General features: G+C 55.4%; 12 protein-coding genes and 2 pseudogenes. 5 read left to right on the forward strand and 9 right to left on the reverse strand.

Translation table 11 applies throughout. The annotated features are described in order from the left end of the window. The first annotated feature begins 137 nt into the window (after positions 1 to 137). The 3 genes and pseudogenes from ACESSC_RS04670 to ACESSC_RS04680 all read left to right on the forward strand — a co-directional run bounded on the left by ACESSC_RS04670 (position 138) and on the right by ACESSC_RS04680 (position 1061). A complete protein-coding gene (locus ACESSC_RS04670) occupies positions 138 to 470 on the forward strand; it encodes a nucleotidyl transferase AbiEii/AbiGii toxin family protein (RefSeq protein ID WP_118095097.1) in 333 nt (110 codons plus the stop codon). Further along, a pseudogene (locus ACESSC_RS04675) lies at positions 470 to 640 on the forward strand (IS30 family transposase); the annotation flags it as partial. The gene ACESSC_RS04670 and the pseudogene ACESSC_RS04675, both read left to right, overlap by 1 nt. Positions 641 to 698: 58 nt before the next feature. Continuing rightward, positions 699 to 1061, forward strand: coding sequence for a hypothetical protein (locus ACESSC_RS04680; protein ID WP_373161501.1), 363 nt, complete (start codon positions 699 to 701; stop codon positions 1059 to 1061). A 26-nt stretch (positions 1062 to 1087) separates the two neighbouring features. Here the strand turns inward: ACESSC_RS04680 and ACESSC_RS04685 are convergent. From ACESSC_RS04685 to ACESSC_RS04695, 3 genes and pseudogenes are all read right to left on the reverse strand, one after another. After that, positions 1088 to 1630 (reverse strand): annotated as a pseudogene (locus ACESSC_RS04685) (restriction endonuclease subunit S); the annotation flags it as partial. 57 nt (positions 1631 to 1687) lie between these two features. After that, the gene (xerA, locus tag ACESSC_RS04690; RefSeq protein ID WP_117818001.1) at positions 1688 to 2680 is read right to left on the reverse strand and encodes a site-specific tyrosine recombinase/integron integrase; all 993 of its coding nucleotides are present in this window, start codon (positions 2678 to 2680) and stop codon (positions 1688 to 1690) included. 37 nt (positions 2681 to 2717) lie between these two features. Next, positions 2718 to 6545 carry an N-6 DNA methylase gene (locus ACESSC_RS04695; RefSeq protein ID WP_373161505.1) on the reverse strand — a complete coding sequence of 1276 codons (3828 nt, stop codon included), beginning with the start codon at positions 6543 to 6545 and terminating at the stop codon, positions 2718 to 2720. A 634-nt stretch (positions 6546 to 7179) separates the two neighbouring features. Between ACESSC_RS04695 and tnpA the strand changes: the two genes are divergently transcribed. Next, the gene (gene tnpA, locus ACESSC_RS04700; protein ID WP_117583303.1) at positions 7180 to 7650 is read left to right on the forward strand and encodes an IS200/IS605 family transposase; all 471 of its coding nucleotides are present in this window, start codon (positions 7180 to 7182) and stop codon (positions 7648 to 7650) included. Positions 7651 to 7788: 138 nt separating this feature from the next. On the opposite strand, the gene ACESSC_RS04705 is transcribed toward tnpA, so the two are convergent. The 4 genes from ACESSC_RS04705 to ACESSC_RS04720 all read right to left on the reverse strand — a co-directional run bounded on the left by ACESSC_RS04705 (position 7789) and on the right by ACESSC_RS04720 (position 10517). After that, a complete protein-coding gene (locus tag ACESSC_RS04705; protein ID WP_117583302.1) occupies positions 7789 to 8535 on the reverse strand; it encodes an SIR2 family NAD-dependent protein deacylase in 747 nt (248 codons plus the stop codon). Between the two features lie 199 nt (positions 8536 to 8734). Then, on the reverse strand, positions 8735 to 9643 hold the full coding sequence (locus ACESSC_RS04710; protein ID WP_118289347.1) for a radical SAM mobile pair protein B: 909 nt from the start codon (positions 9641 to 9643) through the stop codon (positions 8735 to 8737). Continuing rightward, the gene (locus ACESSC_RS04715; RefSeq protein ID WP_055252677.1) at positions 9631 to 10320 is read right to left on the reverse strand and encodes a radical SAM mobile pair protein A; all 690 of its coding nucleotides are present in this window, start codon (positions 10318 to 10320) and stop codon (positions 9631 to 9633) included. The genes ACESSC_RS04710 and ACESSC_RS04715 overlap by 13 nt, the downstream gene beginning before the upstream one ends. Further along, a complete protein-coding gene (locus ACESSC_RS04720; protein WP_055252679.1) occupies positions 10317 to 10517 on the reverse strand; it encodes a hypothetical protein in 201 nt (66 codons plus the stop codon). The genes ACESSC_RS04715 and ACESSC_RS04720 overlap by 4 nt, the downstream gene beginning before the upstream one ends. A gap of 143 nt (positions 10518 to 10660) precedes the next feature. Here ACESSC_RS04720 and ACESSC_RS04725 point away from each other — a divergent pair, with 143 nt between their 5' ends. Beyond that, complete coding sequence (locus ACESSC_RS04725) at positions 10661 to 11221, forward strand: TetR/AcrR family transcriptional regulator (protein WP_373161508.1); 561 nt, start codon at positions 10661 to 10663, stop codon at positions 11219 to 11221. 83 nt (positions 11222 to 11304) lie between these two features. Here the strand turns inward: ACESSC_RS04725 and ACESSC_RS04730 are convergent, their stop codons facing one another. Next, entirely contained in the window at positions 11305 to 12153 is an 849-nt protein-coding gene (locus ACESSC_RS04730) for an SIR2 family NAD-dependent protein deacylase (protein ID WP_373161511.1), read from the reverse strand. After that, positions 12141 to 12839 carry an SIR2 family protein gene (locus tag ACESSC_RS04735; RefSeq protein WP_373161513.1) on the reverse strand — a complete coding sequence of 233 codons (699 nt, stop codon included), beginning with the start codon at positions 12837 to 12839 and terminating at the stop codon, positions 12141 to 12143. The genes ACESSC_RS04730 and ACESSC_RS04735 overlap by 13 nt, the downstream gene beginning before the upstream one ends. Positions 12840 to 12841: the final 2 nt, after the last annotated feature.

The following is a 12841-nucleotide window of genomic DNA, read 5'->3' on the forward strand; positions in this document are numbered from 1 at the left end:
CTTGCCCGTATCGTAGGCAATGCGCCGAATGCTCGCCATCGAAATTTATCGGTGGCCCACTTCAGACTGTAATGGGCAAAAGCCGGGATGCCGGCGGGGGCCAGCCTGTACGATTCGTTAGCTAGGAGGCGGGAAGAATGACGTACGAGAACGGCGGTCAGCTCGACAGGGCCCTGAAGAGGGTCGTTCGCGACAGGGGCGGTGACCCTGGGGACGGCTGTCGTCGGGCTTTGCGCGACCGGTTCCTGTGCAGGGTGTTCAGCAACCCCGACGGCCGGTTCATCCTCAAGGGCGGAAGCGGGCTGCTCGCGCGCATCCCCGACGGCCGCGTCACGCGCGACATCGACTTCGCGACGGCATCTGTGTTTGATAGCGTTCAATTTACGGGTTGGGGCTGCGGTGGAAATCCTGGATCAAAAGAGGACCAGGATTTCCACCGCAGCCCCAAACCGAAAATCAGGCTTGACTAAACACAGACGGTCTGTTGCGCGAGCACTTCCCGAAGGGGACCGGCTTCTCTGCGGTCTCGGACGAGGAGGTCGAGCGGGTGTACGATGCCATCAACCGCAGGCCCCACAAACGCCTGGGGTTCAGGACGCCCTACGAGGTCCACTACTCAGAGGTGTTGCACTTGCTCTGAGAATTCAAGCTCGAAAAGGCGCAAGCAAAGGTATCTTGACTACGCTCTAAAGCGTGGCGTGAAGTCCGGCATCGTTGACGCGCTGAGGCTTCAGGGAATTGCCGCGAGTGAGGTTGACGCGGTTTCTGTTGTGGTTGACGAGCATTCGACTTCGATCGACGGAAAGTACAACCTGGCAGAATCGATTGATGAGGAGCTGAGCTGCGGCATGTTCAATCCAACGTGGCAGACCTCCTACCCTCCTGTATTTAGCGACTGGCTGCCCAAGATTCCAGTCTCCTATGTCGACTCCTCCAAGGTGGCTATGGTGAGAGCGGCTGACGTGACGGCGAACTGGGCATTTATGGCCGAGCGCGACAAAGAGACATATCCGCGAGCCTACGAGATGCTATCAAAGGCGACGGTCCTCGGGCTTCTGTAGCGTTGGACATGTAACTATCTGTCTTTTCAAAAGCCGTGAAGATCTTGGTGGATGATAAATTGCGATTTGTCGACCTGGGCGACGAAGTCGGCGAACTCTTGCTGAAGCTCAAGGGGAGGCAAGGGAACCGTCATTCTCTTTAGATCTTCTTTGGTAATTGCCTCCCTTGTTGCTCCAGCCGCTCTTGAGCCGTTTAGCAGGAGTCTCTGATACGAATCACTGATCAGCACCGTGTTCAATAGCACCGGTAGCATCCGTTTTTGGTCGACTCTGACAATTGAGACATGCTGATTAACACGTCCACCAGCCAATTCATCCGGCAAAAGACATGAACGAGCAACCGAAGCGCCAGTAATATTCAGAAGCACGTCACCCTTCATCAGCGTGACGCCTTCTAGTTTTGCGGCTTGTTCATCATCAATACAAGCAAGGTCCTTCCACACGAAACGACCGTTGTGAACATTCATACTTCTGACCAGCGGAACACCTTCGGCCTTGTATGCCGTTTTGCCGCCTCGTGGTGTTGCTCCGGAACCCAACTTGGTACAGAGGTCTTCAAGCCTAACGAAAGGCCATTTTTTACCATCGACCGGATCGCCAAATACCTCTACAAACCGTGATTTGACTTAACAGATATACCTTCTATGAGAGTCCCTTACGTTGTCCTGATCGACCATTGCGTACATCAACGTTGTGTCAATCTTTTGATGGCCAAGCAGCTTCTGCACCTGCTCGATGGGCATTCCTTTTCCAATTGCTTTGGTGGCCAGCGTTCTCCTGAACTTATGTGGGTGGACGTGTTTGACGCCTGCTTTTGTTCCCAAGGAGCGAAGGCGGAGCTCGACTCCGCTTACTTGCAGCCTGGAACTCGGCTTTGTGAGACTACAGAATAGCGCGGCGACGTTATCGCTGCGTTCTTGCAGGTAGTTGTTTAGGTGCAGCTTTGTAGTTGCATCAAAATAGACGACTCTCTCTTTGTTGCCCTTTCCGAGTACAATGCACTCTCGCCGATTTAGATCAACGTCTTCTCGATTGAGCGAGACGAGTTCGCCTATTCTCATCCCTGTTGAACTAAGAAGGTTGATGATTGCCAGATCCCTCTTGCAAGAACAGGCGTCTGTGAGGGCTATAAGTTCTTCATCAGAATATACGGACTTGACCGTTCTCTTTGAGCGAATCTTTTTAATGCGTCGTGCAGGGCTTTTGAGTATATGGTTCTCGTCTTCAAGCCAAGAGAAGAATGACGACAGGATGCGCCTGACGTTGTCGACGGTGATGCTCCCCGCGTTATTACCTATGGGATATTCGCTCAGGTATGTTCGTAAGTCATCTGAACTAATCCGGATAATTGGTTTTTTGATTGCTTCGAGCGCCCTTGTAAGTGTGGCCTTGTAGTACCTGATGGTCTTAGGCGAGCATCCCTCGATGGTTTTGGCTGCGAGGAATCGCTCCATGTACTTTGAGGCCTCGTCTTCGACATTGCTGAGCGCGTTCACTTCAAGTTCGATGCCCCTGAGTTCGCTCATAAGGACGCTCTCGAGATACGAAAGCACTTCGCCGCTAACGAGTGCCTGCATTTTTGTGAGAACCGCGTTTGCTATTTCGACCGTCGTGTGCATCAGTTCCTCCCATCCCGATATGGATGGGAGGAACGTATCACGCGAGGAATCGGTTTAGAAGGGCGTCGCGCTCTGCGGAAAGGGCGTCGACCTCTTGCTCAAGTGCAAATTGCGATTTGTCCGCCTCGGCAGCGAAGTCGGCGAACTCCTGTTGGAGGGACAACGGGGGAATTGCAATGGGAATAGCGGCCAAGTCTGCTGCGCTGATATTTGCCTGATGGACACTTCCCTTCGCTATATTACGAAGGACTCGCTTTCCTTCCTTTGAATTCAGGTAACCAGATACATATTCGGCAGAGCTGTGGTCAGCGAACCTTACGCACACGATGTACCCAGCAATAACCATGGTCTCTGACTGATGAAAAACGCAAGTTTTCCCAACCTTGTCAATGCTGTTGGTTCGATTAAAAAGCATATCGCCATAGCGGACGGTAGCATTTTCGAGAGCTTGGCCCTTTAGGGTGATTCGCTTTGTATCGGTTAGGTCAAGGATGCCGTCGTCGGTGATATTGTTCATTCGGATGTAGACATAATCGCCATCGGCGCCGGCTTTTACTGAAGTGCCGTAGTGCATTTCTATGCTGTAGTTGCCAATTGTTTCGATTGGCCATGATGCGTGCGTCTTGGTTCTAAACATCTCGACAAACCGTGATTTGACGCTTTCCTTGAGAGCGGCGATTTGCTGTCTTTTGCTATTGATTTCATCTGTTAAGCGATTGAAACCGTCGATGAGGGCTCTCTGCTCGGAGAGCGTCGGGACTGGGATGGGGTATTTGAGCAGCTCATTCTTGTCTCCGCGAGGCCTGCCGGTTCCCGTGAAGGTGGACATATCGTAGTCGAAGAAGTCCTTCTGCCACAGGAGCAGATGGAGGAACTCGGGCAATAGGCTGTCGGTATTTATGCTTCGGAATACCAAAACGTCCTTGGAGCACGCCCCATCGCGGTCTGCGAGCCAAATCTTCTGCAGATAGGGGCGAATATTGGAGACGAGCGTGTCTCCCTTCTTGTATGCGGTGCCAGCACTTGCCGGAAGCTCTCCACTATAGGCGGTTATGCCGCCACGATCCTTGACCATGTTCTCCGTTGTTACGTAAGTGTCGGTGGTGATGGAACTCTGGGCCACGCTGTTGGTAACGTAGGATGTGATGTCTCTAAGCGTCTTGACTACGGTGCCCTGGGCGAACGAGCGGGGCTTGTAGAAAGAGCGGGGAATCGTAAGAGTCTCGTCGAACTTCTCGGCATCAAAGTCGATGAAATCGGTGGTCTTGGCATAGTAGTAGTACTGGGCAAGGTCGCCGGGCTCAACCTGCTCGCCGGAGAACCATGCTCTGATGATGCCGCTTAGCGAGTTCGTGTCGTCCGATTCGTCGTCCGAATAGAGCACGCCCTCACCATCGATGGGCTGTATCCCCTCGTTGCCTTTGCGATTGCTCCATTTGTAGCCAAGGAAAGAGGCGATTTCCTTGGTCGTGTTAGGTGAGTTGATGATGAGCGTCTGTTCGCCGCAGACGAGACCCCAAACGCGCAGGCGTTTGCGCTCTTCCTTGTGCGCATAGCGATAGAACAGCTCGTTCTCTGCTTTGAGCTGTGAGTTCTTGTCGGCCGCCTTCCAAGTCTTGCTCTTTCGAAGGGTCTTGAGCTCCTTCGATGATTCGAAAAGATGGCAATAAACGTTGAAGTGGCGAGTGTTTGCCCATTCGTTCCAGCCAGCCTCTCCTGCGAGAAAAGCCCGGTAAGTATCTCCGTCTACATTAATTGTGTCGAGATAAGCGTTGAAAGCGCTTTCGTCTTTCCAACCAGTGAGCTTCCTGCGCTCAAAAACAGCGTCAACGAAATCAAGTGCGTTCGCATTGCGGGGCGGGATCTCGTCAAAGCGACGTAGGAACATAATTGCGACGTTTGTTCCTGTGGCCGCGAATGTGCCTGATCCAAACCTGGCGATGGAGACGATCTCGAAGGAGCTCAAAAGCACATCGCGTGCGGCCATGAAACTCGAGCTCGTGCTCTTGTCGAGGATCGAGGTGGGGAGGACAATGGCGGCGTAGCCTCCGGGCCGAACAAGCTGTGCCGCACGCTCGACAAAGAGGGTCTCGATTTCCGAGCCGCTATCGCTGATGGTTTCCAGCACTTTGAGTTCGTTGTTGTGAAGCTTGAGATGCGGTTTGAAGGCCGCGACAGAGTACGGGGGATTGGCGACAAGAATGTCGAAGCGTCCCCTGTCGGTTCGGCTGTCGATTCCCTTGTCGGGATAATTTTCAAGTCCGTCGCCGAAGACCACGTTGCTCTGCCCTGCGCCATGCATGTAGAACGAGACCTTGGAAACGCGAGCGAGTCGATAGTCCTTCTCGATGCCGACGAGATTGTCTCTGACCCAGTCGGCGTCTCCGAGGTCATCCTCTATGGTCGGATCATATTGGCATGCGGCGTCGGAGATTTCTTCGAATCCTTCTGTGAGAAAGTGCCCCGCGCCACAGGCGTAATCGATAACGCGTGGATAGTGCACGGCACCAGCCTCGTCCTGCACGATGCTGTCGAGTGGGAGTGACTTCCAAATAAAACGGGTGATGGGCACAGGTGTGAAGAATTGGCCCTCGTTTTGCTTAAAGCCCTGATTAAGGAGCTGTTCGAAGAGGTCGCCCAAGAATTGAATGTCTTGAGTTCCTACGATGCGATACGGCTGTAGAAGTTGCACCGTCTCTACGAGTACCTTGCCGTTCTGAAGAAAGAGTTCCTCGTTGTGGACGTCTTTGAACGCAAAGTCATTGTTGGTATAGAACTTGAGCTTGCGCAGCGTGCCGTTCAGCTCCTCGATGAGCTTCTTGCGGTGCTGGCCCGTATAGTTGCTTATGAGGTTTTCGGCGTAGTCGTTGGGAACGTACAGGACCTCTTCCCGCATGAGCTTTCTCATGCCGTCTGAGTGGAGTCTCTGGAGCCTGTCCTGGAGCGTTTCGTAGGTGTCGCGTCCTTGGCGGTATTGGAACTCAATCTCCTGGGTTGGCATTTTCGAGAGCTCGTCTTGGAGCTTCGCGATAAAGAGCGCGATAAGGCGATTGAAGGCGTTCTCTTTATCGGAGACGTTGTTGTGGCGGAGGATTTCCTCGAAGCGGTTGACGATGCTGTCTTCGGCCCTGAAGTCGACAAGGTCCTTCTTGAGAAGGGGAGGAACCATCGGGTGGTATGCCGTCGACCTATCGCCAAAGAGGATGTTTCCCTCGACTTGTTGGTTGTACGTTTCCGTCCAAACTTGATGGAGCTGTTCCACTGTATGGGCGTCGCGGTAGAGCGCAATGGTGTCATCGCGTTTGGCGAGCGCGATGAAGTTCTCGTCATCGCTGCAGTTAATTGAAACCTGGTCTGGCACGATTTCGTTGTTGATGAAATCGCATGCAAAGAGTACCAACCAGCGAGTCGCGCGCTCTTGTTGCCAATAGGAGAGGAGTTGCCCTCCGTCTGACTGCATGTTCTTGAATTCGTTTTTGAACTCGGTTCCAGGGGTCTTGCATTCGACGATTGCGAGTGTGTCGCCCCTCTCGTCATTAATGCAGATATCAGCGCGGCCGCTCTTTTGTTCGTGCCCAAGGGCCCATTCGCGCTCCAGCTCAAGTGATTCGGGGCGATATCCTTTGTCGAGGAGCATGGTTACGCAGGCGAGTACGACGAAGTTCTCGTTATCGGAAAAGTTACAAGTTGTGTCTTTGTTGACTTTGAACCCCAGGTCTTTCGGGTAGCCGATGCGTTTCTTGGAAAAATCGACCGTGATTTGCGCGCTGGTCTCTTCCCAGGATTTCTGATAAACGGTGCCGTCGCCCGAGGGCTCGTAGCACAGAGCCCTAAGTGCGTCGCGAAGATTGTCCAGAGTAATCATCTAATGTCTCCGTAGCTGCGAGGTGAAAACACAATTCGCTAATTTTATCGCAGAGGGCGCCGTAAGAACGTAGTGTGATTGGCGGTGCTGCTGCTTGCCAGGGCATTTGATTGGATGATGACGCGCACGGGGCGGGATTCGCCAGTCCGCTAAGCCACGCTGGCAACAGTAGCGTACCAGGCGGTTGCTTGCAGAGATCCTCACGCGCGCCGTGCTTGAACCACTGGAGGTACGTGTTTCTCGTCGTGCGTCCATCGGTGACCGATCCGCCTTTTACTAAACAAGTTTATCGAGCGCGCGAAGCGATTGAGCCAATGGCGAAGCTCCAACTTATTCGTCAACTCATGGGCAAGCCACCCGAGACTACTCATTTCTCCTACTAGCAATGAAGGTCTGCGACCTGCAGTTTTGCAAACTGCTTGAAAGCCACCCGATGAGATACCCCCGATTTCCACTTGGAATCGGGGGTATTTTTATTTACAGGCTTTAGCCTGTGCGGGGCGCGCAGCGCGCCGCATCAGAAACCACCCGCTATGCGGGTGGGGCCAAACGGCTTTACAAAGCCGCCCCCTCGCCGGACACTTGCGATTGTTCAGGCCGCAAGGAATCCGAGTCGAGAGGGCGGTGGTGGCGTATGGCCCAGAAGGCCTACGGCCTGTCGCACACGAAGTGGACGTGCAAGTACCATGTCGTGTTCACGCCGAAGTATAGGCGCAAAGTCATCTACAACCAAATAAGGTCCGACCTTGGGGAGATCTTCAGGAAGCTCTGCCAGTACAAGGGGATAGAGGTCATCGAGGGGCACCTGATGCCCGACCACGTCCACATGCTGCTGGCGATACCGCCGAAGTACAGCGTGTCCAGCGTGATGGGCTACCTGAAGGGGAAGAGCTCGCTGATGGTATTCGACAGGCACGCGAACATGAAGTACAAGTTCGGCAACAGGAAGTTCTGGGCCGAGGGCCACTGCGTGTCCACCGTCGGCCTGAACGAGGCCACGATCGCGAAGTACATCCGGGAGCAGGAGAAGGCCGACATCGCGCTCGACCGGCTGAGCGCCAAGGAGTACGAGGACCCCTTCGATAGGGGGCCGGGGCGTAAATAGCGCCGGTTTGACCGGCCCGTCACGGGTCAATCTGCAGTGCGGCCCGAACCCCGTGAGGGCCGGCGCCTTTAGACGCGTGCCGGAAATCCAAGGGTTACACCCTAAGAGCAAACCACCCCTTCTAGGGGTGGTTTTGATTTAAGCGTCCACGCATGAAACACGGCGCGATGAACTGCGCTGCTCGTCGCCCGTCCGCGCCGCCGAGAGCAGGGCGCCCAAATCGGCCTGGATCGCCTCTGCCTTGCTTCCAAGCTGCAACGGAGCCGAGTCGCCCGAGATGTTTACGCTCAAAAGGTGCGCATCCGGCAGCTTTGCGGTCATGCTCCAGAACGGGAGTGTGATGATACCAGGAGTCATTTCGCCCACGCCGAGCTCCAGCAACAGCACGCGGCCACTGCTGCGCTCGCGCACAAAGCGTTCGTATCGTTCGAGGCTCTCGCGCCATGCTCCGCCTTGCAGAAACGTGTCGTCGCGCACCCACGGCACAAGCTGCCAGCCGCAATGCGGGCATCGGGGGATATCCTCGCTGAGGACCTCGAACCCCGCCATGCCCGCGAGCATGCGTTCGACGTAGGGGCTCGCGTCGAAGAGCTCGTCACAGCATGGCTGCTTGCACTGAAGGTGCGCGAAGCTTCCCTGATAGTTACAGGTTCTCTCGTCGGGAAACGTCTTCTCGGCCTGGGTGTCCACATTGGTGCTCAGGATGAAGTAGTCCTTATGGCCGATGAGGGACCGTAGGTCGAGATAGGGCTGCGAGGCCAGCTCGCGCAGCATGAAGTCGATGTATCGCGCATAGTATGCCCACTGCTGCTCGAGGCTGGGGTAGAGGTGGTAGAAGCCGTCGAAAAGGCTCTTGACTACTTTCGATTGATGCTCAGTGCCCATTGTATTCGCTACGATTAAACTCGGCACAGGGGATACTGGTTTTCCGTGCGAAAACGCTCATGCCGCTAAATTGAGCGACCGCCTGTACTGCAGCGGGATCATCCGCCCGAGCGATCCCTTAATCCGTCGCCCGTTGCGCCAATCGGCAGAAGCCACGCGTGGACGCTAATCGCTCGAGCGAATCGTCGTCGGTTTCCGTTTAACGATTTCTTTTTCCGCTATTATCTGACCCTCGGACTTCCTCGTGATAGAAGTAGTCCACGATCACCGGATGCCCCTGGGGGACTCTGCCATAAGGCATTTCGTTGTCCACAAAGGGGCAATCGTACTTCTTGGCCATTTCCTCGGCTTTTACTTCAAGCGCTTCAAAATAGCTACGGTTGCGCTTGTTATAGATCTCATCGTAAAGCGGTACGAGATTGGGATGTTTCTCGGCGATATAATCCAGGATCGTTTTTTTGAAACCACCCCGAAGATTGAGATTTTCGAGCCAAAACAAATCGCACCGATCCTTTACTCGCTCAAAAATCATCTCAAAATCCGTGATGCCGGGAAATACCGGGGACACGAAGCAGACCGTACGGATACCTTCGTCATACACCTGCTTCATAGCAGCGATACGACGCTCGATGCTCGACGCGGAGTCCATATCGTTCTTGAAGTTCTCATCCAGCGTGTTGATCGACCATGAAACGGTCACTCGTCCAAGCCTCTTCAGCAGATCGATATCCCGTACCACAAGATCGGACTTTGTGCAGATCAGAATATCTGCATCGCTGCCAATCAGCTGCTCCAGGAGTTTCCTGGTATTCCCGAATCGCTCCTCCTGTGGATTGTAGCCATCCGTCACAGAACCGATAACCACCCGCTGTCCAGCGTATTTCTTCGGATTCTTGATTTCCGGCCAATGCTTCACATCAAGAAAGGTGCCCCATTCCTCCTTGTGTCCGGTAAAGCGCTTCATAAAGGAGGCATAGCAATACTTGCAGGCATGCGTGCAGCCTACATAGGGATTGACCGAGTAGCCGCCTACCGGCAGGCTGGACTTGGTCATGATGTTCTTTGCTTCCACCTCATTGATGAGGATTCCATCGATCACTTCCGCCATGTTCTCTGCACCTCCAGCACTCTTTCGAATTCTTCCGGCAATTCCTGAATCATGTTTTCGTCCCCTATGACAGAGACGAGGTCTTCCTTCATAAACATTGGAATGCCAAGCGCGTGCGCCTGGTCCGTCAAAGACCATGCCCACTCCGGTTCCGTATGAACCTTCCTGCTCTGCGCCCCGGTCATGGTACCGACGACGATCCAGTTGATTCCGGAAAGGTCGACCGTACCGGGATCGTCGAATAGCGGCTCAAAAGTAACGAAGAAGTGATTTGCTTTGACGTTTTTCCGAAGGGCGTCGATACGCCACAGCTCCGCTTTCCTCGTCACCGTAACGCCGAACCATGCGTTTTCCAGGTCGGTATCTAAATCCAGCAAATCGGGTCTCTTGGTCAGGAACAGGAACTGATGCTGTGGATTCTCATGGATCTTTGCAAATACCTCGTCTCGCCATTCCAGCTTCCACCCGGAGAGATCGCTCATGCCGGTAAGGAGAAAGTTCTGCGGGCGTTTCTTTTCCATCATCTTGAGCTTGCTCGGGAAGAACGCAGGATCAGCGAAGTCGTCAATCATATGCCAACGTTTCACATTGTTACGGGCATAGCAATATGGACACCCCACCGTGCAGCCGATGACGATATTCATATTCTGAATCTGATTTTTGATGCAGATGCTCATAACGCCTGCCTACCTGCCTCTCCCGTAAACACGCAATCAGCCTTCCCCACCTTGCGGGCAAAAGCCTCGATATCTTGCTTGCAAGCAGCAGGCTCGCAATCGCTCAAATCGTATGACGTGCCGCCGTTTCGATAGACGGCCCGATGGGAAAACGATCGGCTGACAAGCCCGATGCCGAGCTTCTCGCACAGGGTCATCCGTGCTCCCTTTCAGCTATAAAAAACAGGTGTCTATAAACAGTATCCTTGTTGATTTTCGCAGGGGCAATGAACAAACGCGTGCACCTGTCGATAAACGAACAGCTACTGGACATTGTCAAACGACTCAGATTGGAGAGGCGATGGGAGAAACCAAGATCGACCGCCGGCGGCGCTACACCCTCTCGGTCATACAGGAGGCGTTCTTCGCGCTGCTGGCCGAGGTCGGCTTCGCGAAGATGACGGTGGCGGACATCTGCCGCCGCGCCGAGATCAACCGGGGAACGTTCTATCTGCATTACGAGGATAAGTACGCGCTGCTCGATGCGCTTATCGACGAGGCATTGGCAGCGGCTCCCCCGCTTGAGGGGGTTGAATCGGCAACGCTTTGCCAGCGTCCGCCGGCAGACGACGATTATCGCCTGCTTTATTCGGACAGCGACTCATACGCTCGCGTAGCCCAGCGCGTCATAGAACGCGGAGCGGAGCAGATGGTCCCTGGGTCATGGAGAAAACAGGGCTTTCACGCGAAGACGCCTTCCTGCTCTTCGTCCACAACGTCCAGGGCAATCTGGCCGTCAACCGCCTGCTCGGCTGGAGACGAGGCCCCGAGTTCACCCATGCCCAGGAGCTGCTCAACGCCTATTCCGAAGGGGGGCTTACTGGCGGTATCCGCTCTTCGCGATTCCGATAACCCATCGTGACCTGCGATTCAGGAATACCAGCCTCCGAGCCCTCTCGTTCGGAGGCTGCGGCTAAAACCTCATTGCGCGTCTACCGCTCCGCGTTACTCGCCACCTGCCCGCGCCACCGAGAGCAGGGCGTCCAAATCGGCCTGGATCGCCTCCGCCTTACTTCCGAGCTGCAGCGGAGCCGAGTCGCCCGAGATGTTTACGCTCAGCAGGTGCGCATCCGGCAGCTTCGCGGTCATGCTCCAGAACGGGAGCGTGATGATGCCGGGGGTCATCTCGCCCACGCCGAGCTCCAGCAACAGCACGCGGCGATCGCTGCGCTCGCGCACGAAGCGCTCGTATCGTCCGAGGCTCTCGCGCCAGGCCGCACCCTGCAGAAACGTGTCGTCGCGCACCCACGGCACAAGCTGCCAGCCGCAATGCGGGCATCGGGGGATATCCTCGCTGAGGACCTCGAACCCCGCCATGCCCGCGAGCATGCGCTCGACGTAGGGGCTCGCATCGAAGAGCTCGTCGCAGCATGGCTGCTTGCATTGAAGGTGCGCGAAGCTTCCCTGATAGTTGCAGATCCTCTCGGTGGGAAACGTCTTCTCGACTTGGGTGTCTACATTGGTGCTCAGGATGAAGTAATCCTTATGGCCGATGAGGGACCGTAGGTCGAGATAGGGCTGCGAGGTCGGCTCGCGCAGCATGAAATCGATATATCGCGCGTAGTAGGCCCATTGCTGCTCGAGGCTGGGGTAGAGGTGGTAGAAGCCGTCAAAAAGACTCTTGAAGCCAAAGGCTTGCTGCCAGTCCGTCATTCCGGCGCGCACCATGCCTGCGCGGTTGTAATGGTTGAACCCGGCGGCGCTTGACATGCCCGAGCCGATGCCGACGATGATGGCGTCGGCATCGTCGATAAGGCTTCGAAGCCTATACGCTTCCCTCTCTAGAGACGGCATTGGGCAATCTCCTCGAAAGCCGGGGCCATATCGCCGTCAACGAGAATCGTCTCGCACGAAGCGTCGGGCGCCATGGCCTGGCCGTAGTTGAACACGATGTAGGTGGCGTGCTCGCAGGCGTTCGCGATCTGGGCGAGCATGCGCTTTATGACGCCGTTGTGCAGTCCCACGCCAAGTTCGAGGATGGCGACCCTGCCGTTGCGATGGGCTTGCACAAGACGCGCGAGCTCGTCGAGCTGGGTCATGGCGAGGGCGTCTGGATGGGCGAGGCGCCGCTCGTCAACCGACGTGCGCGTGCTCCCCTCAGTCTCGAGCACGCGCACGTCGTCGAACCCGGCGCGCGCGAAGTGCCCGTCGATGTTGCATGTGACCACGAAGGTGTCGGCGTGCTCCGTAAGACGCCGCAGCCCGTTCATGAGCGGGCTGGGCTCATACTCGACATACTCCTTTTGATGGAACCGCTCGACCCATCGGCGTCGCACGCTGGCATCCGGGGAAGCGAGCCCCTGCAGCATGCAGCCGATGCCGTCTGCCTGGGCGAGGTCCCCGTACGCCTCTTGGAAATGAGCATCGGCGCAGAAAAGGTTGAGCCCCTCCGCCATGTCGAGTCCGTTGCTAGCGCCGATGATGACAAGATCCGCTTCGGCTAGCGCCCTGCCTATGCGAACTGCTTTCGCCGTCTCCATGC

This window comes from Collinsella aerofaciens (genome assembly GCF_964243765.1).
GTDB classification, from domain to species: Bacteria; Actinomycetota; Coriobacteriia; order Coriobacteriales; family Coriobacteriaceae; genus Collinsella; species Collinsella aerofaciens_BU.

Bases quoted from the DNA above. Each gene is read 5' to 3' on its own strand.
- ACESSC_RS04670 (WP_118095097.1), top strand. From the start codon at position 138: ATGACGTACGAGAACGGCGGTCAGCTCGACAGGGCCCTGAAGAGGGTC.
- xerA (WP_117818001.1), bottom strand. From the start codon at position 2,680: ATGCACACGACGGTCGAAATAGCAAACGCGGTTCTCACAAAAATGCAG.
- ACESSC_RS04695 (WP_373161505.1), bottom strand. From the start codon at position 6,545: ATGATTACTCTGGACAATCTTCGCGACGCACTTAGGGCTCTGTGCTAC.
- tnpA (WP_117583303.1), top strand. From the start codon at position 7,180: ATGGCCCAGAAGGCCTACGGCCTGTCGCACACGAAGTGGACGTGCAAG.
- ACESSC_RS04705 (WP_117583302.1), bottom strand. From the start codon at position 8,535: ATGGGCACTGAGCATCAATCGAAAGTAGTCAAGAGCCTTTTCGACGGC.
- ACESSC_RS04710 (WP_118289347.1), bottom strand. From the start codon at position 9,643: ATGGCGGAAGTGATCGATGGAATCCTCATCAATGAGGTGGAAGCAAAG.
- ACESSC_RS04715 (WP_055252677.1), bottom strand. From the start codon at position 10,320: ATGAGCATCTGCATCAAAAATCAGATTCAGAATATGAATATCGTCATC.
- ACESSC_RS04720 (WP_055252679.1), bottom strand. From the start codon at position 10,517: ATGACCCTGTGCGAGAAGCTCGGCATCGGGCTTGTCAGCCGATCGTTT.
- ACESSC_RS04725 (WP_373161508.1), top strand. From the start codon at position 10,661: ATGGGAGAAACCAAGATCGACCGCCGGCGGCGCTACACCCTCTCGGTC.
- ACESSC_RS04730 (WP_373161511.1), bottom strand. From the start codon at position 12,153: ATGCCGTCTCTAGAGAGGGAAGCGTATAGGCTTCGAAGCCTTATCGAC.
- ACESSC_RS04735 (WP_373161513.1), bottom strand. From the start codon at position 12,839: ATGGAGACGGCGAAAGCAGTTCGCATAGGCAGGGCGCTAGCCGAAGCG.